The sequence below is a fragment of the Micromonospora sp. DT47 genome, from assembly GCF_049844475.1.
In the GTDB taxonomy this organism is placed as follows: domain Bacteria; phylum Actinomycetota; class Actinomycetes; order Mycobacteriales; family Micromonosporaceae; genus Micromonospora.
The window spans coordinates 125,564-145,121 of record NZ_JBNCLC010000014.1 but is presented as its reverse complement, the minus strand read 5'-3'; the positions used below and the strand labels follow the sequence as shown (position 1 = coordinate 145,121).

Genomic DNA, 19,558 nt, shown 5'->3' with positions numbered 1-19,558 from the left:
CGGCCGCCTGGGGGGCCCCATGGCCCACCCGACGCCGGTCGTCGGGCAGCCTGGGGATGCCGCCGGCCAGGATCACCGAGGCGCCAGCGGCCACCCCGACCCTGGTGACCAACGCCACGCCCGTCGCCTACCGGGCGGTGCCCGCCGGGGCCGCCGGCGAGTTCGCGGGGGGTGTCGAGGTAGCCGTCCTCGTCGGTGTGCGCGACGGCAGGGCGACGTGCGGCACAGCCACATCCGCCGAGCGGGGTGACGCCGCGCTTCCGTACGTCCCACCCAGGGTGAGATGACTGGCCGAAGGTCCGGGGAGTGGAGCCTTCGCGTCCGGCCGGCTACTCTAGCGAACGCCGCGCCTGGAGGGCCGCGAACCCGCCGGAACGGCCGAATGTTTAACTTCATGGCGTCCGGCGTCACGCGGCCAGCGCCTCCGGTCAACCCGGCGGCGTCGGCCCGTTAACCGACCATGGCTAACGTCCGTCCGGTCGCCGGCCCCTTGCCACCGGCGCACAACCACGATCATGGGAGCACCAAATTGAGTGAGTTGAATGGATCCTCCATTCTGATCACCGGCGGGACCGGTTCCTTCGGGAAGACGTTCCTCCGGCACATCCTCAACGAGGCCGACCCGGCCCGGGTTGTGGTGTTCTCCCGCGACGAACTGAAGCAGTACGAGCTGAAGCAGCAGCTCGGCGACGACCCGCGGCTGCGCTGGTTCATCGGTGACATCCGGGACCGGCACCGGCTGACCCGGGCGATGCACGGCGTCGACTACGTGGTGCACGCCGCCGCCCTCAAGCAGGTGGACACCGCCGAGTACAACCCGTCGGAGTTCATCGCCACCAACATCACCGGCTCGCAGAACGTGGTGGACGCCGCGATTGACGCCGGCGTCAAGAAGGTCATCGCGCTCTCCACCGACAAGGCGTCCAGCCCGATCAACCTGTACGGCGCCACCAAGCTGGTCGGTGACAAGCTCTTCGTCTCCGCCAACCACTACGCCGCGAACCACCCCACCCGGTTCGCCGTGGTCCGCTACGGCAACGTGGTGGGCAGCCGCGGTTCGGTGGTCCCGCTGTTCCGCCGGCTCGCCGCCGAGGGCAAGAGCCTGCCGATCACCGACAAGCGGATGACCCGGTTCTGGATCACCCTGGACCAGGCCGTCCAGTTCGTCATGGACTCGTTCGACCAGATGCGGGGCGGCGAGCTGTTCGTGCCGCGGATCCCGAGCATGCGGATCCTCGACCTGGTCGAGGCGGTCGCCCCGTCGGCCACCACCCACGAGATCGGCATCCGCCCGGGTGAGAAGCTGCACGAGGAGATGATCGCGCCGGACGACAGCCGCCGGACGCTGCGCGGCAAGGACCGGTTCATCGTCCAACCGACCATCGCCGGCTGGGGCTACGAGCCGCCGGCCGACTGCGAGGCGGTGCCGGACGGCTTCGCGTACCAGTCGGACACCAACGACGAGTGGCTCAGCGTGGAGCAGCTGCGCGAGATGCTCGGCATCACCGGCGCGTGACCGCGATGCTCCCCTACGGGCGGCAGTCCGTCACCGACGACGACGTCACCGCCGTCGTCGAGACGCTGCACAGTGACTGGCTGACCACCGGCCCGCAGGTGACTGCGTTCGAGGCCGACCTCGCCGGGTGGACCGGCGGGGTCGGCGTCGCCGCCGTCTCCAACGGCACCGCGGCGCTGCACGTGGCGTACGCGGCGGCCGGTGTGGGCCCCGGTGACGAGGTGGTCGTCCCGCCGATGACGTTCGTGGCCACCGCCAGCAGCGCGGTGGCCCTCGGCGCCAAGATCGTCTTCGCCGACGTCGACGAGGAGACCTTCTGCCTCGACCCGGCGGCGGCCGCCGCCGCGGTCACCCCGCGCACCAAGGTCGTCTCCGCGGTCGACTACGCCGGCCACCCGGCCGACTACGACGCCCTGCGCAAGTCGGTCGAGGGCAGCGACGCGCTGCTGCTGGCCGACGCCGCGCACTCGATCGGCGGGACGTACCACGGGCGGCCGGTCGGCTCGCTCGCCGACCTGACCACCTTCTCGTTCTTCCCCACGAAGAACCTGACCACCGCCGAGGGCGGCGGGGTCGCCGCGCTCGACCCGGAGATCCTGAAGCGGGCCCGCCGGTTCCGCAGCATCGGGACGGTCCGCGAGCGCGACGAGCTGCGCTTCCCCGACGAGGGCGGCTGGTGGTACGAGGTGCACGAGTTCGGACTGAACTACCGCCTCCCCGACGTGCTCTGCGCCCTGGGCCGCAGCCAGCTGCGCCGGCTCGGCGACTTCGTCGCCCGGCGGACCGCCCTGGTCGCCCGCTACAACGAGGCGCTGGCCGACCTCGACGGCGTGCTGCTGCCGGCCCGCAAGGCGTGGGCGGACCCGGCCTGGCACCTCTACCCCATCCGGGTGCTGGAGGGCCGCCGGCGCGAGGTGTACGACCGGATGCGGGCCGCAGGCATCGGCGTCCAGGTCAACTACATCCCGGTGCACTGGCACCCGGCGTTCGCGGATCTGGGCTACCGGCGCGGATCCTGCCCGGTCGCCGAGTCGTTCTACGAGCAGCAGCTCTCGCTGCCGCTCTACCCGACCCTCACCGAGGCCGACCAGGACCGCGTCATCGACGCACTCCGTGCGGCGTTGCGCGGCACCCCGGCGCGTCCCGCCGTCGCCTGACAGGGGACCGATGCACCACGCGAACCACTTCTACGGCCACGCGCACGTGCTGGCCCGTTACTGCGGCCTGGGTGACAGCCACCCGCCGCGGATCGACGGGTACGTGCAGCACGGCTGGAACATCGGCGACGGGCTGGCCCCCGGCCACCCGTACGCCGAGTTCACGCCGAGTCTGCTCTGGTCGGAGCAGACTCGGCGGCGCGCGTGGTCGGTGGGGCGGCGCAACGTGACCGTGATCGGTGCGCCGTTCAGCTACCTCCTCGCCATGCGGCCGGAGGACCCGCCGGAGTCGGAGCGGACGGGGACCATCTGGTACCCGTTCCACGGCTGGGAGGGCCAGGACGTCAAGGGCGACCACAAGGAGCTGATCGCCCGGATCCAGGACACCGAGGACGGCCCGGTCACGGTCTGCCTCTACTGGCACGAGTACGGGATGCGCCGGGTCCGGCGGCTCTACGAGCAGGCCGGCTTCCGGGTCATCAGCCACGGCTACCGCGGCAACTGGTGGAAGGACACCGACCCGTTCTTCCTCGACAAGCAGCTCACCGAGCTGCGTCGGCACCGCCGGGTGGCCTCGAACCGGCTGACCAGCGCCATCTTCTACGGCATCGCCGCCGGCTGCGAGCCGGCCGTCTACGGCAACCCGATGGTGCTGGCCAACGAGGACCCCACGTTCGGCGGGCAGGCGCGGATCCGCCGGCAGTGGCCGGAGCTGCACGGCGAGCAGGTCGACCAGTCGACCGCCGTCGCCATCGCCCGCGCCGAACTGGGCGCCGACCACCGTTGTACGCCGGCCGAGCTGCGCGAGCTGCTCGGGTGGGCGAAGCGCCAGGAGGAACGAGTTGACCACTGAGACGGCCCCCCACATGGCGCTGCCCGGCGGGGAGATGCTGGCCTGGTCCGACCTGCCGGAGGAGCGCCTGACCGACGGCGGGCCGCTGGCCGCGCTCGCCGCGCGGGTCGTCCCGGCCGGTGCCCGGGTGCTGGTGGCCGGGCCGCACGACCCGGCGCTGCTGGGCCGGTTGGCGCACGCCGAGGTGACCTGCCTGCTGCGCGGCTACCCCGATGGGGTGGTGCTGGCCGACCGGGCCGCGCGCGTGGTCGTCGGCGGCCCGACCGGCTTGCCCGCGGGCGAGAGCTTCGACGTGGTGATCGCCGCCGCCGGCCTGGATGCGATCGAGTCGGTGGAGGGGCCGCGGCTGGGCTGGCAGGGTGTGCTGGACCGGCTGGTCGGCGCGCTCCGCCCGGACGGCGCCCTGGTGCTCCGGCTGGACAACCCGCTCGGCGTGACGCGGCTGGTCGCCACCGAGCCCTGGTACGCCGACCGCGCCGACTCGGCGTGGACGATCAGCGGCGTGCTGGACGCCGGCCGCCCGGCCAACCTGGCGCAGCTGCGCGCCCGGCTGGCGGCCGTCGGCCTACGCACCGACGCCACCTTCGCCGCGTACCCGGGAACGGGCGCGACGACGGCTCTGCTCGACGCCGACGAGCTGGACCGGCGGACCACCTCGGGCCTGTTCGACGCGGTGCTGCACGGCGCCTGCGCCGGCGGTTTCACCGGCGCGGCGGTACTCCAGGACCCGGCCCGGCTGGCGGTCGACGCGCTGCACGCCGGGCTCGGCTCGGCGCTCGCGCCGAGCTGGCTGCTGCTCGCCCGCCGTTCCTCCGGCCCGGCGCCGGAGCGGATCGACCTGCCGGTGGCGCTGGTGCAGACGGGCCCGCCCGGCATCGGCGTGGCCGAGGTGGTGGCCGAGGGCGGCGGCTGGCGGTGGCGGATCACCGACCCGAAGGCCCGCTCCGAGACCACGCCGGCGCCGTTCGCCAGCCGGGAGGCGGCGTACCGTGACCCGGCCGCGCTGGACGGGCCGGTGCCCGAGGGGCGGCTGCTGCGCAGTTTGCTGCTCGACGCCTGCCTGCGCCGCGACCAGGACACCCTGCGCCGGCTGCTGGGCGGCTACGCGGGCTGGCTCGCCGGTCAGGCCGGTGCGGACGGCCGGCTGACCGGCGCGGTGGCCCTGGCCGGCACCGACAACGTGGTGGTCGACGGCGACCGGTTCGCCGTGCTCGACCCGAGCTGGCAGGCCGCCGCGCCGCTGGGCGGCGAGGTCGCGCTGGCCCGGGGCCTGTGGCGGTTCGCCGCCGCGCTGCTCACCGGCGGGTACGCCCACCCGTGGGCGTCCACCCTGGACGTGGCGGGCCTGACCGTGGTCCTCGCCGGCCTGGCCGGCCGGGACCTGGACCGGAGGACCGTGGACGCGGCCATCGAGGCGGAGGCGGCGATCACCGCCGCGCTGCGCGGGCTGGACACCGACGGGTGGGTCACCCTCGCCACCGAGCTGCGGGCGGTCGAGCCGACCGACCCGCCGGCCGGGCCGCGCAGCTACCAGCAGCTCCACGAGGCGTGGGTACGCCAGCGCGAGGAGATCACCCGGCTCACCGCGAAACTGACCTGGATCGAGGGGCTGCTCGACCTGCGGGAGAAGGGGCTGCGCCACGCCGAGACGAAGCTGAACCTGCTCAGCGGCTCGCTCCGGTACCAGGTGGGCAAGCTGGCGGTCAAGCCTGCGAGACTGGCGAAGCGAGGCGCCCGGGCGGCCAAGCGCCGGGCCCGCGAGGCACTGGCACCGAAGCAGGAGGAGCAGTAGTGACGGCTCAGAACGACACCACCGGCGCGCTGGCTGCGGCGCCGTCGACCCGCGGCGACCTGCGGATCGTCGGCGTGGTGCAGGCCCGGATGGGCTCTTCCCGGCTGCCCGGCAAGGTGCTGCGCCCGCTGGCCGGGCGCAGCGTCCTCGGCCGGGTCGTCCGGGCCGCCCAGGACAGCGGCGTCCTCGCCGACCTGGTGGTGGCGACCAGCACCGACGCCGTCGACGACGCGGTGGTGACCGAGTGCGAGCGGCTCGGCGTGCCGTGTCACCGCGGCCCGGTCGACGACGTGCTGGCGCGGTTCATCGGCGCCCTGGACGCCCACCCCGGCGACGCGGTGATGCGCTTCACCGCGGACTGCCCGCTGCTCGACCCGGAGATCATCACGCTGGTCGCCTCGGTGTACCGGGCGGTGCCCGGGCTCGACTACGCCAGCACCTCGATCGCCCGCACGCTGCCGCGCGGGATGGACGTCGAGATCATCGGGGCGGATGTGCTGCGGACCCTCGACCGGCTCGCCACCGACCACCACCGGGTGCACGTGACCTCGTACGCGTACGAGCACCCGGAGCTGTTCCGGGTGCTCGGGGTGACCCTCACCCCGGACCGGTCGGAGCTGCGGCTCACCCTCGACACCGAGGAGGACTGGGCGCTGGTCCGCGCGGTCGTCGACCACTTCGGCGACGTCAGCGTGCCGCTGGCCAAGCTCGCCGACTGGCTCGACGGCCAGCCGGCGCTGCGTGCCCTCAACGCCGCGGTACGCCAGAAGCGGCTGGAGGAGTCCTGAGCACGGCACGCATCGGGCTGCGCTGCGACGCCGGTCCGCAGCGCGGCGTCGGCCACCTGGTCCGGTGCCTGGCCCTGGGCGAGGAGTTCCTGGCCCGGGGCGCCCGGGTCGAGGTGTTCGGCTCGATCGAGCGGGTCGGCTGGGCCAGCGCCCAGCTCGCCGCGCGCGGCATCCCGCTGCATCCCGGGCCGGACACCCCGGAAGGGCTGGTCGAGGCGGCCCGCCGGCACGAGCTGGACGTCATGGTGCTCGACTCGTACGAGCTCGACCCGGCCGGCGCGGGGGCGCTGCGCGCGGCCGGCGTGGTCACCCTCGTCATCGTCGACGGCGACAGCCGCGGCCAGGACGCCGACCTCTACCTGGACCAGAACTTCGGCGCGGACACCGTCGCGCCGGCCAACCGGCTGCTCGCCGGCACCCGGTACGCCCTGCTGCGGGACTCGGTGGTGACCACCCGGCCCGCCGCCCCCCGGCCGCCGGCGGAAATCGGCCGGCCCCGGGTGCTCGCCTTCTTCGGTGGGACCGACGCGGTGGGCGCCGCCCCGGTGCTGACCCGGGTGCTGCTCTCCACCGGCCAACCGATGGACCTGACCGTGGTGGTGGGGCGCCCGGAGATCGAGGCGGAGCTGGAGACGGTCTCCCCGGGTCGGGGGCAGTCGCTGCACCTCGTGCCGCCCACCGACGGGCTGCCCGCGCTGATCGGCGCGGCGGACCTGGTGGTCAGCGCCGCCGGCACGTCGACCTGGGAGCTGTGCTGCCTGGGTGCGCCGTCCGCGCTGGTCTGCGTGGTGGACAACCAACGGGAGTCGTACCACCGGGTGGTGGAGCACGGCCTGGTGGCCGGCCTGGGCGAGCTGCCCGAGCTGGCCGGCACCGGGGTGGACGGCCGGACGGCCCGGGCGACGGCCGCGCGGACCCTGCAGAGCCTGCTCACCTCGCCGCAGCGGCGCTCGGCGCTCTCCGCGCGGGCCTGGGAGACCGTCGACGGGCAGGGCCGGGCCCGGGTGGCCGACGCCGTCCTCGCCGCCGTGCGGGATCGTACGCCTGTACTAAACCCCTGATAGGGTGGCGGCATGTCGCAGGCCGCCTACCAGCCGTCGATACTCGACCTCGCCGACACCGGGCCGGCCCTCGGGCCGCTGCCGGGCGGGTTGCGCCGGCACCTGCTCACCCGGGGGGCCTGGGTGGACCACCTCCCCGGCTGGGTGTACGGCTCCGACGCGGTGCTCGACACCCTGCTGGCCGAGGTGCCCTGGCGCGCCGAGCGCCGCACCATGTACGACACCGAGGTCGACGTTCCCCGCCTGCTCTGCTGGTACGCCGGCGGTCGGCCGCTGCCGCACCCGGTGCTCACCGCCGCGCGGGAGGCGCTGACCCGGCACTACGCCGCGGAGCTGGGCGAGCCGTTCGTGACCGCCGGGATGTGCCTCTACCGGGACGGCCGGGACAGTGTCGCCTGGCACGGCGACACCCAGGGCCGCTCGGCGCACACCGACACCATGGTCGCGATCGTCTCGTTCGGCTCGCCCCGGCCGCTGCTGCTGCGCCCGCGCGGCGGTGGCGCCAGCCTGCGCTTCCCCCTCGGGCACGGCGACCTGGTCGTGATGGGCGGCTCCTGCCAGCGCACCTGGGAGCACGCCATTCCCAAGACCGCCCGCCCTACCGGCCCCCGGGTCAGCGTTCAGTTCCGACCCACCGGCGTGGCCTGACCCCCCATCACCGGACCCACTCCTGCATTGATCAAGAAGTTTCGCGTTGGAATTCCGGCCGGTGAAGACGCAAACATCTTGATCAACAGGCTGGCGGCCCGGGTGGGTGGTCAGAGGAGGCCGGCGAGTTTGTAGAGGACCAGGGAGCCGGCGACCGCCACGTTGAGGCTCAGGCCGTGGCCGACCATGGGGATCTCCACCGCCGCGTCGAGCGCGTCCACCGCCTCGGCCGGGATGCCGGTCGCCTCGTGCCCGAGCACCACCACGGTGCGCCGGCGGGCGGCGGGCAGGTCGGCGAGGCGGACCGCCTCGTCGGCCAGCTCCACGCCGAGGATCCGGGCGCCGGCCGCCCGCTCGGCGGCCAGCCAGCGCAGCGGGCTGCCGACCCGGTGCACGCAGCTGGGCCGGCGCAGCGTGTTGCCCCGGGCCAGGGCCTCGTCGACCCAGCCGAACGGCGGCACGGCCAGGCAGGCGCCGACGGCGTCGCAGGTACGCAGGAGGGTGCCGAGGTTGGCGCCGTGCATCGGCCAGAGCGGGGCGGCGATCAGGTGGCCCCAGCAGCGGTGGGCACGGGTCCGGCGGGCGGCCCGCAGCTCGCGGCGCGGGCGCACCCGGATGGCGGGGCTCACGCCGCGCCGGCGGCTCCGCCGGGAGAAGTCTGGATCATGAGGGAGGGTGCTTCGCGGCGCACCCGGGCCATCGACAGGGACGAACCGCTCGATTGTAGACCGGCCGGCCGCCCCGGGGCACCGCCCGCCGCCATGCTAGAAACAACTCTCAGGGTCGACCACGCCCCCGTCACCTGACGACGCGAAGGGCGCACCATGACCCAGTCCCCCGCTTCCCGCTGGTCCCCGTGGACCGTGCACGGCGACGGCCGCTCCGTCACCCCCGGTGACGTGGTGCACCCCGGCGAACGGCTCTCCTGGCCGCGTACGGTCGGGGTCGGCGTGCAGCACGTGGTGGCCATGTTCGGCGCCACCTTCACGGTGCCGCTGATCACCGGCTTCCCGCCGGCCACCACGCTCTTCTTCTCCGGGCTCGGCACCCTGCTGTTCCTGCTGATCACCGGCAACCGGCTGCCCTCGTACCTCGGCTCGTCGTTCGCCTTCATCGCGCCGGTGCTGGCCGCGAAGGCCGGCGGCGACATCGGCCCGGCGCTCGGCGGCATCGTCGTCGCCGGCGTCGCGCTCGCCGTGGTCGGGCTGGTGGTGCAGCTCGCCGGGGCCCGCTGGATCGACGCGCTGATGCCGCCGGTGGTGACCGGGGCGATCGTCGCGCTGATCGGCCTGAACCTGGCCCCGGTGGCCTGGGACGGCGGCGGCAGCGGCACCGGCGTCAAGGCGCAGCCGCTGATCGCCCTGGTCACCCTGGCCGCGATCCTGCTCGCCACGGTCGCCTTCCGGGGATTCCTGGCCCGACTGTCCATCCTGCTCGGCGTGGTGGTCGGCTGGGTGCTCGCCGCGCTCCTCGGTGACCTGGACCCGAAGGCGGTCGACGGGCTGCGCGACGCCGCCTGGGTGGGGCTGCCGCAGTTCCACGCGCCGAGCTTCAGCCTCCGCGCGGTGGTCCTGGTGATCCCGGTGATCCTGGTGCTGGTCGCGGAGAACGCCGGGCACGTCAAGGCTGTCGCCGCGATGACCGGCCGCAACCTGGACCGGGACATGGGCCGGGCGTTCCTCGGCGACGGCCTGGCCACCGTGCTCGCCGGCTCCGGCGGCGGTTCCGGCACCACCACGTACGCGGAGAACATCGGCGTGATGGCGGCGACCCGGGTCTACTCCACCGCCGCGTACTGGGTGGCCGGGCTGGCCGCGGTGCTGCTCGGGCTCAGCCCCAAGTTCGGCGCGCTGATCCTGACCGTGCCGGCCGGGGTGCTCGGCGGCGCGACCACCGCGCTCTACGGCCTGATCGCCATCCTCGGCGCCCGGATCTGGATCGAGAGCCGGGTCGACTTCCACGACCCGGTCAACCTGATGACCGCCGCCGTCGCGGTCATCGTCGGTGCCGCCAACTACACCCTGACCGTCGGCGACCTGTCCTTCAACGGCATCGCCCTGGGTACCGCCGCCGCCCTGGTCATCTACCACGGCATGCGCCTGGTCGCCCGCCTCCGCGGCACCACCCCGGCGACCCGCCGAGGCCCCGAACCCGAACTCTGACCGCCCTCCCCCGCCCGCCGCGGCCGGCCGGTCGGTCGGTCGGTCGGTCGGTCGGTCGGTCGGTCGGTTGATCATGAGATTAGCGGTGCGGAATGTCCGTTCCGGTGCCGTCAACTTCATGATCAACGAGACGGGGCGGGGCGGGGAGCGGGTGGGACGGCGGAGGGGCCGGGGGCGTCAGCCCCCGGCCCCTCCGCCGCTGCAGGTGGGTCAGTCGCGTTCGATGAGGTGGCCGACGACGGTCGGGCCGAGCATCACGGCGAAGCCGGAGCCGTCCCGCCGGCGATCCGCCGGCGGCAGTTCCACCGGATCGCCGGTCGCCGTCGCACCGACCGGGCGGGAGCCGACCCAGGCCACCACCAGGTCCGTCTCACCCTTGAGCAACCGCTGCGCGCGCACCCCGCCGGTCGCCCTCCCCTTCGCCGGGTACGACCCGAACGGCGTCACCTTGACCGTCGCGCCGGTCGAAGTGACCACCATCGGCTCGCCGTGCCCCGGATCGTCGGTGCGGACCGCGCCGAAGAAGACCACCCGGGCCCCGGCCGGCAGGCTGACCCCGGCCATGCCGCCGCCCTTGAGCCCCTGCGGGCGGACCAGCGTCGCGGCGAACCGCAGCAGCGACGCCTCGCTGGTGATGAACGTCAGCGCCTCGGCGCCGTCGGCGAGCCAGGTCGCCCCGACCACCTCGTCGCCCTCGCGCAGCCCGATCACCTCGAACTCGTCCGAGCGGACCGGCCACTCCGGCGAGCAGACCTTCACCACACCCTGCCGGGTGCCCAGCGCCAGGCCCGGGGAGCCCTGCGCGGTCGGGCCGAGCGGCGCCAGGCCGACCACCGTCTCGCCGGGCTCCAGCGGCACCAGCTCGGCGGCGGACATGCCACCGCGCAGCGACACCGTGCCGGCCTGCTCGGGCAGCACCGGCAACGGCAACACGTCGATCTTGAACGCTCGGCCGGCGCTGGTGACCAGGAGCACCCGGCCGCGGGCCGTGGTGTGCACGACCGCGCGTACCGTGTCGTGCTTGACCCGGCCGTTGCGCCGGCGCCCCTCGGAGGCCTCCTCCGACTCGGCCGCGGTGCGGGCGACCAGCCCGGCCGCCGAGAGGATCACCTGGCACGGGTCGTCGGCCACCTCGAGCGGACCGGCCGGCACGGACGCCGCCAGCACCTCCTTGAGGTCCCCGTCGACCAACGTCGTGCGGCGCGGGGCGCCGAACTGCTTCACCACCGCGGCCAGCTCGTCGGAGACGACCTTCTTCAGTACCTTCTCGTCGTCCAGGATGGTGGAGAGCTCGCCGATCTCCTTACGGAGCTTCTCCTGCTCGGCCTCCAGCTCGATCCGGTCGTACTTCGTCAGCCGGCGCAGCGGAGTGTCCAGGATGTAGGTGGCCTGGATGTCGGAGAGCTTGAACTGCCGCATCAGGCCGTCCTTGGCGGCCTGGGCGTCGTCGCTGCCCCGGATCAGCTTGACCACCTTGTCGATGTCGAGCAGGGCGATCAGCAGGCCGTCGACCAGGTGCAGCCGCTCCTCCCGCTTGCGCCTGCGGTAGGAGCTGCGCCGGGTGACCACCTCGTAGCGGTGGGCCAGGAAGACCTCCAGCAGCGCCTTCAGCCCGAGGGTGCGCGGCTGCCCGTCCAGCAGGACCAGGTTGTTGACGCCGAAGGACTGCTCCAGCGGGGTGAGCCGGTAGAGGTCGGCGAGCAGCGCCTGCGGGTTGACCCCGACCTTGCACTCGATGACCAGCCGGGTGCCGCTCTCCCGGTCGGTGAGGTCCTTGACGTCGGCGATGCCGGTGAGCCGCTTGGTCTTGGTGACCTCGTTGGTGATCGCCGCGATGACCTTCTCCGCGCCGACGCCGTACGGCAGCTCGACGACCGTGATCGCCTGCCGACCACGGCTGCCCTCCAGCGGGCCGATCTCCACCTTGCCGCGCATCCGGACCACGCCGCGCCCGGTCTCGTACGCCCGGCGCACCTCGTCCAGGCCGAGCAGCACGCCGCCGGTGGGCAGGTCCGGCCCGGGGACGAACTCCATCAGCTTGTCCAGGTCGGCGTCCGGGTGGTTGATCAGCCAGCGGGCGGCGGTGACCACCTCGCCCAGGTTGTGCGGGATCATGTTGGTCGCCATCCCGACCGCGATCCCGGACGCCCCGTTGACCAGCAGGTTGGGGAAGGCGGCCGGCAGCACGGTCGGCTGGGTGAGCGAGCCGTCGTAGTTGGGCTCGACGTCGACGGTGTCCTCGCCCAGCTCACCGACGAGCAGCATCGCCTCGCGGGACATGCGTGCTTCGGTGTAGCGCGCCGCAGCCGGTCCGTCGTCCGGGGATCCGAAGTTGCCGTGCCCGTCGATCAGCGGCACGTTCAGCGAGAAGTCCTGGGCGAGCCGGACCATCGCGTCGTAGATGGCGGTGTCACCGTGCGGGTGGTACTTGCCCATCACTTCGCCGACCACCCGGGCGGACTTGACGTGCGACCGGTCGGGGCGGAATCCCGCTTCGTTCATCGCGTAGAGGATGCGCCGGTGCACCGGCTTGAGGCCGTCCCTCGCGTCGGGCAGGGCGCGGGAGTGGATGACCGAGAAGGCGTACTCCAGGTAGGAGTCAGAGACCTCGGTGACCAGCGGGTTGTCGAACACCCGCGCGCCGGCCTGGTCGAAGGCGGACAGGTCCACCTTGGCGCGGTCGTCCTTGCGGCGTGCCATCGTTCAGCTTCCTTCTCGGCGGGCGGGGACCAGCGTGCTCATGCGTCGATCGCGTCCCGGTCGACCCGGCCGGAGGAGTCGATCAGCCAGTTGCGGCGCGGCTCGACCTTCTCCCCCATCAGCAGTTCGAGGATCCGCTCGGCGGCGTCGACGTCGTCGATGGTGATCCGGCGGACCGCCCGGGTGGCTGGGTTCATCGTGGTCTCCCACAGCTCGTCGGCGTCCATCTCGCCGAGACCCTTGAACCGTGGGATCGGGGTGACGATCTGCTTGCCGGCCTTCTCCAGCTTGCGGACCGTCGCCTCCATCTCGGCCTGGGTGTAGGTGTAGATGGTCTGCGGGTTGCGCCCCCTGGTGGTGATCTTGTGCAGGGGCGGCATCGCGGCGAAGAGCCGGCCGGCCTCGATCAGCGGCCGCATGTACCGGGCGAAGAGCGTGATCAGCAGGGTACGGATGTGCGCGCCGTCCACGTCGGCGTCGGCCATGATCAGCACCCGGCCGTAGCGCAGGGACGACAGGTCGAAGGTGCGCCCCGAGCCGGCGCCGAGCACCTGGACGATCGCGGCGCACTCGGCGTTGTCCAGCACCTGCTGGAGGTTCGCCTTCTGCACGTTGAGGATCTTGCCCCGGATCGGGAGAAGCGCCTGATATTCGGCGGATCGGGCAAGTCGCCCTGTCCCGAGGGCGCTGTCCCCTTCCACGATGAACAGCTCGCTGCGGTCGATGCCCGCCGCACGGCAGTCGACCAACTTGGCGGGCATCGACGCGCCCTCCAGGGCGGTCTTGCGCCGAGCTGCGTCCTTCTGCTGCTTCTGGGTGAGGCGTACCCGGGCCGCGTCGACGATCTTCTGGAGGACGGTGCGCGCCTCGGCCTTGGTGCGCCGGTCGTCCAGCCACGCCTTGAGGTGCTGCTCCATGAGGGTCTGGATCACCTTGGTGATGCCGGCGGTGGAGAGCTCGTCCTTGGTCTGCGAGGTGAACTGCGGCTCGGGGATCCGCACGTGCACCACGGCCGTCATCCCCTCCAGGACGTCGTCCAGGGTGGGTGGATCCTCCTTGGCCTTGAGCAGGCCCCGGGTGTTGCGGACGGCGTCGGCGAGGGTGCGGACCAGGGCCCGCTCGAAGCCCTTGCGGTGGGTGCCGCCGTGCGCGTTGCGGATGGTGTTGCTGAAGCACTCCACGGTGCGCTCGTAGCCGGTGCCCCAGCGCAGGGCGACCTCGACCTCGGCGCGGCGCTGCACATTGGACTGCATGACGCCGTTGGCGTCGGCGGCGTTCTCCCGGTAGGTCCCCTCGCCGGTGAGCAGCAGGGTGCCGGAGACGGGCCGGTCGCCGGCCGGGGCGAGGAACTCCACCATGTCGGTGAGGCCGTTGGGGAAGTGGAACCGCTCCTCGGAGGGCTCCTCGGCGGTCTCGTCGCGCAGCCGATAGTCGACCCCGGGCACCAGGAAGGCGGTGTTGCGCAGCTTCAACCGGACGGCATCGATGTCGAGCGCCGCGCCGGTCTCGAAGTAGCGGGCGTCGTGCCAGTAGCGGATCGAGGTGCCGGTGGGCTGGCGGCGCTTCATCGCGCCGACGATCTGGAGACCGGGGCCGGCGGTGAAGGGCGCGTCCGGGCCGTCGCCGTCGAAGATCCCGGGTACGCCGTGCCGGAACGACATCGAGTGGATCTTGCCGCCGCGCCGGACGGTGGCGTCGAACCGGCGGGAGAGCGCGTTGACCGCGGAGGCGCCGACGCCGTGCAGGCCGCCGGAGGTCTTGTAGCCGGAGCCGCCGAACTTGCCGCCGGCGTGCAGCCGGGTGAGCACCAGCTCGACGCCGGAGATGCCGGACTTGGCGTGCACGTCGGTGGGGATGCCGCGACCGTCGTCGTCGACCTGCACCGAGCCGTCGGCGTGCAGCGTCACCACCACCTTGGTGGCGTGACCGGCCACGCCCTCGTCGGTGGAGTTGTCGAGGATCTCGTTGACGAGGTGACCCACGCCACGGCTGTCGGTCGAGCCGATGTACATGCCGGGACGCTTGCGGACGGCGTCCAGGCCCTCCAGGTGCGTGAGGTCGTCTGCCCCGTAGAGGGTCTCAGGCTGTGCGGTCAACTGGTCGTACTCCCCGGTCTCTGCGGTGTGGCGCCGGTCACCGTCCCGGCCACCGCGCGCGGCGCGCCGCAGCGAGCCTAGCCCGACGCTCCGACAAGCCGGCGACCTCCCGAGCCGGCGCGCCGCCGGCGTCAGGCGTGCGGGCCGACGGTCACCGGCCCGATGGTGAGCCGGGGCACAGCCTCCAGGACCTCCCCGACCCGCTGCGCCTGATCATCGAGAGCGCGCCGGCGGGCGGCCGTGAGCGGCTCCAGCGGCTCGACGGTGATCTCGATTCGCCGGCCGGTGCGCCGCTGGTGCCACACCCCGCCGACGATGCCGTCGATGAGCAGCACCGGGTAGTTGCCGCTCTGCCCGCGGGCGAGGGCACGCGCCGCCGCGCGGTCGGGGAAGAGCAGCTCGCGGGGGTGGCAGCCGACGGTGTACGCGTCGAAGTAGGGCAGCAGCCGGACCCCCTCGACGGGCTCTTCCGTGGCGTCGTCACCGACGAGCCGCCACCGCCGGGCCCCGCCCAGCTCGACCGGTTCGAGCTCGTCGGCGAGGGTGTCGAACAGCTCGGCGGCCCATCGGCGGGGGGCGGCCAGCCACTGGGCGAAGTGCTGGGGATCGGCCGGCCCGTACGCGTAGAGCCAGCGACGGGCCAGCTCGGCGGCGGCCGGGCCCGGCTCGGCCGGCGTGAACCCGGGCAGCCACCGGGCCGGGTGCGCGTAGGTGACCTTGCGCCCGCGCGGGGGGCCGAAGCAGAGCTGCCCCCGGGCCGCGGCGACCGGGAGCGCCTGTCGCCAGCGGGGCCAGAAACCCTGGAAGGCCGGCATGACGCGCTCGCCGGCCCAGGACCCGGCCAGGGCGGCGACCCGCTCGTCCAGCTCCTCGAGGGTCAACTCTTCCTCCCGCAGCGCGGCGCCGACCGCCGCCACCACGGTGTCGGTCTGTGCCGGGTCAAGCCGTACGCCTGGGGCCTGGCTCGGCAGGGCGCGTGGGACGGCGGCGAGCGCGGCCGTCCACATCGGCAGGTCCCGCGCCGGCAGCAGGTGCACGGTGCCGCGTGGACCGAACGCCTTGACCAGGCTGCGCTCGGTCCAGAGCGCCGCCCGGACGTGTTCCCGGGTGGTCCCGGCCGCGCGCAGCCCGATCGACAGCTCGGCCGCGGACATGACCTGCGCGTGCGCGCCGCAGATGGCGGCGGCCACGTCCGCCGGGGTGCCGTCGCCGGGCGGGCCGGCCAGCCGGTGCCGGCGCAATCGCCGGCTCACCGCCGCCGTCCAGGACATGGTCGCCATGCCGGTCGAGCCACCCATCGCACCCCTCCACCGGTCCCGCTCTCCGGTGGCGCACGCTACCGTTCGGCACCGACAACTCCCGGTGCGGCGGCAGCCACCGGTACGCTGGCCCGCACGGTCGGGCGGACGCTGGCGGGGGTGCCGGAGCCGGCACCGCCGGCCTGGGTGGGACCGACGGACGTCAGCTCTGGACGGGGGTCCACGGTGGACGAGGACGATTCGACGGCACGGCTGGCCGAGGCAGAGTACGCGGCGCTCAAGCGGGATCTGGCCGCGACCGTCGGGCACGATCGGGAGGCGTACACCCGGGGCAAGGCCGAGCTGGTGGCCCGGCTGACCGCACGCCCGCCCCGGCCGTCAGTCGCGGACCAGCACCAGCCGGCCGAAGTCCGAGTTGTCGACCACCGCGTCCACCCGGCTCACCGGGTCGGCCTCGACGAGGTAGAGCCGCTCCGCGGCGAGGTACCGGTCCCGGTGCAAAGCCTCGGCCGCCTCGACGCCCTCCCGTTCCCCGTCGCGGGCCACGCCCCGGCGTACGGACAGCTCGGCCGGCACGTCCAGCCAGATCCGGTACTCCCAGAGGTCGTCCAGCTCGGGCCGGAACGCGAAGACCCCGTCGACGACGAGGACGGCGTCGGGGGCGGCCGGGGTGACCACGTCGGCGTGTTCGCGCTGGGTGAGCGGGTCGCGCAGGCAGAGCACGCAGCGGCCGGTGCCGGCCGGGCCGGCCGGGCCGAGCAGCAGGGCTCGGATGGCGGGGTTGTCGAAGGCGTTGCGGTAGTAGCCGGGGCCGGACGTCCGGTCGTAGCGGTGCCGGTCCCGCCAGGGGTGCTTGAAGTCGTCGAGGCTGGCCCGGAGCACGGGCCGCCCGGCCGCGCAGAGCCGTTCGGCCAGTTCGTGGCCGAGGGAGGTCTTGCCGGCCGCGGTGAAGCCGTCCACCCCGACCCGCAGCCGTCCGGCGCCGCGGGCGAGGATCCGCGCGGCGATCCGGTCGAGCAGCGCAGCCCGGGCGCCGGACGTGGTGGTGGGCAGCGCCTGCTGCCAGGTGGAGACGGACCGGTGCACGGCGGGATCCATCGACCAACCCTATGTCCGCCCGTTTACGGGCGGATGACCGGCCTGATGTCTCCTGCGTATGGTCGCCGCCGGCACGGCCTCGGTCGGGTGACCCACCGGTCGAGGGTGGCCCGGTCAGGGCCGCCCCCGGCGCGACCGGGCCGGGGCGCGGCCGGCGGGCGCCGGTCGGGTCCGGGTCGGGCCGCAGCGGGCCTCAGGGCCGGACCGCCGCCCCGAGCACGTGCGGTGAGGCCGGCATCGGCACCTGGGTGGGCGGGAAGCGGAACCGGTCGAGGTCGACCACGCGGAAGCCGGCGGCGACGATCGCCGCCACCGTGTCCCGGCCGGTGTGGCAGCCCCCGCAGAGCAGTGGCCAGCAGGTGGCGTCCGCCCAGCGCTGCGCCCGGCGCAGGCCGGAGGTGCCGGCCGCCACGTGCTCGTAGAAGCGCAGCTGCCCGCCGGGGCGCAGCACCCGGTACGCCTCACGCAGCGCCGTGGCCTGGTCGGCGACCGAGCAGAGCACCAGGGACATCACCACCGCGTCGGCGTCGCCGTCGGCGACCGGCAGCGCCTCGGCGAGCCCGTCGGTGACCATGACCGGCACCGGTGCCGCCGCGGCGGCGGCCAGTGCGGCGGCGCGCAGCCGTGGCTCCGGCTCGACGGCCAGCACGTCGTCCACCTCGGACGGGTAGTGGGTGAACATCCGCCCGTTGCCGGCCCCCACCTCGATGACCCGGCCGCGCAGGCCGGCGACCAGCCGGTGGCGGTGCTCGGCGGCGCCGGCCCGGTCCATCGCCACGCTGACCCGCGCGAAGAGCCGGGCGAAGAGCGGGTGGGAGACCCGGGAGCAGGACATCGGCGCTCCACATCGACGGTTTCCCCGCAGGCTACCGCCCCCGAAGGCCGCCGGACCGTCGCGGGCCCCGCTTATCAAGAGGTTCGGTGAGCATGGCGATCCGCAGCGCCATGTCGGTGGACCGGTTGAGCTTCACGGACCGACCCTAGCCAGCGGGTCCGGGCCCGGGCAGGGGCCGGGAGACCGTGATCCTCGCCACCGGCGACCCGGGACCTTCGACCCTGAAGAGGAATCTGCGACTCCTGTTTGAGTGTGCTCCGTACGTAGGACCGAAGGAGGAGCCGTGCTCTCGGAATCGTCAGCCGCCATTGTCACCGCCACACTGCCCGTGGTACGGGCACACGGGGAGGCGATCACTGGCTGCTTCTACCAGCGGATGTTCGCCGCCCACCCGGAGCTGCTCGACCTGTTCAACCGGAGCAACCAGGCCACCGGCCAGCAGAAGGCGGCACTGGCCGCCGCGGTCGTCGCGTACGCCGAGCACCTGACCGGCGCCGGGGCCGCGCCGTGCGGGCCCATCCTCGACCGGATCGCGCACAAGCACGCCTCGCTCGGCATCACCGCCACCTCGTACCCGATCGTGGGCCGGCACCTGATGGCCGCCATCGGCGAGGTGCTCGGCGACGCGGTCACCGCCGAGGTCGCCGCCGCCTGGGACGAGGTGTACTGGCTGCTGGCCTGCGAACTCATCGCCCGGGAGGCCCGGCTCTACACGGCGGCCGGCGTCGGCGAGGGTGCGTCGATCTGGCGGGACTGGCGGGTCACCGAGGTCACCCCGGAGGCCACCGACGTGCGGTCGTTCACCCTCGTCCCGGCCGACGGCGGACCGGTCCCCGGCTTCGTCCCGGGCCAGTACGTCTCGGTGGCGGTGGACCTCGACGGCGGGCTCGGCCAGCAGATCCGCCAGTACAGCCTCTCCGGCGCGCCGGGCGCCGACCACTGGCGGATCACCGTCAAGCGGGTCCGCGGCGCCGGCGGCGCACCCGACGGCCTGGTCTCCACCGTCCTGCACGAACGGGTCGCGGTCGGCGACACGCTGCGACTCAGCCCGCCCTTCGGCGAGGTCAGCGCGGTGGCCGGGGACGGGCCGCTGGTGCTGGTCAGCGCCGGCATCGGGCTCACCCCGGCGATGTCCGCGCTGGAACACCTGGCCGCCACCGCGCCCGAGCGCCCGGTGGTGCTGGTGCACGCCGACCGGGACGCCGCCGCGCACGCCCACCGCGACGCGCTGCCCGGGCTGTACGCCAAGCTGCCCCACCTGCGGTTGAAGCTCTGGTACGAGGAGACCACGGAGGACGACGGGGCGGCCACGCCGACCGCCGAGGTGGCCCGGGGCCGGGTCGACCCCGAGCTGATCCCGCTCTCCCCCGATACGCACGTGCACCTCTGCGGGCCACTGCCGTTCATGAACCAGATCCGTGGCGGACTGCTGCGTCGGGGCGTACCGGTGGAGCGGATCGCGTACGAGGTCTTCGGGCCGGGCATGCTGCGCGGCGTCTGACCTGACCCGGGCGGGGGGGGGGGGGGGGGGGGGGGGGGGGGGGGGGGGGGGGGGGGCGGGCCGGGGCGGGGGGGGGGGGACAGACCGCACCG

15 protein-coding genes are annotated in these 19,558 nt (G+C 73.9%); 9 read left to right on the top strand and 6 right to left on the bottom strand.

What is annotated here, in order from left to right; genetic code table 11:
• The first annotated feature begins 529 nt into the window (after positions 1-529).
• From pseB to ACLQ2U_RS21360, 7 genes are read left to right on the top strand one after another with little or no spacing between them, the layout of a single operon-like run.
• Positions 530-1,516 (top strand): UDP-N-acetylglucosamine 4,6-dehydratase (inverting), encoded by a 987-nt coding sequence (gene pseB / locus ACLQ2U_RS21390; RefSeq protein ID WP_425752493.1) that lies wholly within the window; start codon positions 530-532, stop codon positions 1,514-1,516.
• On the top strand, positions 1,513-2,673 hold the full coding sequence (locus tag ACLQ2U_RS21385; protein ID WP_425752492.1) for a DegT/DnrJ/EryC1/StrS family aminotransferase: 1,161 nt from the start codon (positions 1,513-1,515) through the stop codon (positions 2,671-2,673). Before pseB ends, ACLQ2U_RS21385 begins: the two co-directional genes overlap by 4 nt.
• Positions 2,674-2,683: 10 nt before the next feature.
• Complete coding sequence (locus ACLQ2U_RS21380) at positions 2,684-3,526, top strand: hypothetical protein (RefSeq protein WP_425752491.1); 843 nt, start codon at positions 2,684-2,686, stop codon at positions 3,524-3,526.
• The gene (locus ACLQ2U_RS21375; protein WP_425752490.1) at positions 3,516-5,318 is read left to right on the top strand and encodes a class I SAM-dependent methyltransferase; all 1,803 of its coding nucleotides are present in this window, start codon (positions 3,516-3,518) and stop codon (positions 5,316-5,318) included. The genes ACLQ2U_RS21380 and ACLQ2U_RS21375 overlap by 11 nt, the downstream gene beginning before the upstream one ends.
• A gap of 59 nt (positions 5,319-5,377) precedes the next feature.
• The gene (locus ACLQ2U_RS21370) at positions 5,378-6,106 is read left to right on the top strand and encodes a cytidylyltransferase domain-containing protein (protein ID WP_425752499.1); all 729 of its coding nucleotides are present in this window, start codon (positions 5,378-5,380) and stop codon (positions 6,104-6,106) included.
• Positions 6,103-7,167, top strand: a complete 1,065-nt coding sequence (locus ACLQ2U_RS21365; RefSeq protein WP_425752498.1) for a PseG/SpsG family protein — start codon at positions 6,103-6,105, stop codon at positions 7,165-7,167. Before ACLQ2U_RS21370 ends, ACLQ2U_RS21365 begins: the two co-directional genes overlap by 4 nt.
• A gap of 12 nt (positions 7,168-7,179) precedes the next feature.
• Positions 7,180-7,815, top strand: a complete 636-nt coding sequence (locus ACLQ2U_RS21360) for an alpha-ketoglutarate-dependent dioxygenase AlkB (RefSeq protein WP_425752489.1) — start codon at positions 7,180-7,182, stop codon at positions 7,813-7,815.
• A gap of 110 nt (positions 7,816-7,925) precedes the next feature.
• On the opposite strand, the gene ACLQ2U_RS21355 is transcribed toward ACLQ2U_RS21360, so the two are convergent.
• Entirely contained in the window at positions 7,926-8,444 is a 519-nt protein-coding gene (locus ACLQ2U_RS21355; RefSeq protein WP_425752488.1) for a TrmH family RNA methyltransferase, read from the bottom strand.
• A 195-nt stretch (positions 8,445-8,639) separates the two neighbouring features.
• Between ACLQ2U_RS21355 and ACLQ2U_RS21350 the strand changes: the two genes are divergently transcribed.
• A complete protein-coding gene (locus tag ACLQ2U_RS21350) occupies positions 8,640-9,977 on the top strand; it encodes a uracil-xanthine permease family protein (protein WP_425752487.1) in 1,338 nt (445 codons plus the stop codon).
• Positions 9,978-10,187: 210 nt separating this feature from the next.
• On the opposite strand, the gene ACLQ2U_RS21345 is transcribed toward ACLQ2U_RS21350, so the two are convergent.
• The 5 genes from ACLQ2U_RS21345 to ACLQ2U_RS21325 form a co-directional block, all read right to left on the bottom strand.
• Positions 10,188-12,677 (bottom strand): DNA gyrase/topoisomerase IV subunit A, encoded by a 2,490-nt coding sequence (locus ACLQ2U_RS21345; protein ID WP_425752486.1) that lies wholly within the window; start codon positions 12,675-12,677, stop codon positions 10,188-10,190.
• A gap of 38 nt (positions 12,678-12,715) precedes the next feature.
• Positions 12,716-14,845: a DNA gyrase/topoisomerase IV subunit B gene (locus ACLQ2U_RS21340; protein WP_425752497.1), complete on the bottom strand. Its 2,130-nt coding sequence runs from the start codon at positions 14,843-14,845 to the stop codon at positions 12,716-12,718.
• A gap of 59 nt (positions 14,846-14,904) precedes the next feature.
• Complete coding sequence (locus ACLQ2U_RS21335) at positions 14,905-16,071, bottom strand: winged helix DNA-binding domain-containing protein (RefSeq protein WP_425752485.1); 1,167 nt, start codon at positions 16,069-16,071, stop codon at positions 14,905-14,907.
• A 339-nt stretch (positions 16,072-16,410) separates the two neighbouring features.
• Positions 16,411-17,130, bottom strand: coding sequence for a uridine kinase (locus ACLQ2U_RS21330; RefSeq protein WP_425752484.1), 720 nt, complete (start codon positions 17,128-17,130; stop codon positions 16,411-16,413).
• A 193-nt stretch (positions 17,131-17,323) separates the two neighbouring features.
• Positions 17,324-17,965 (bottom strand): class I SAM-dependent methyltransferase, encoded by a 642-nt coding sequence (locus ACLQ2U_RS21325; protein ID WP_425752483.1) that lies wholly within the window; start codon positions 17,963-17,965, stop codon positions 17,324-17,326.
• Positions 17,966-18,248: 283 nt separating this feature from the next.
• On the opposite strand from ACLQ2U_RS21325, the gene ACLQ2U_RS21320 reads away from it, so the two are divergent.
• Positions 18,249-19,466 carry a globin domain-containing protein gene (locus ACLQ2U_RS21320; RefSeq protein ID WP_425752482.1) on the top strand — a complete coding sequence of 406 codons (1,218 nt, stop codon included), beginning with the start codon at positions 18,249-18,251 and terminating at the stop codon, positions 19,464-19,466.
• Positions 19,467-19,558 lie beyond the last annotated feature (92 nt).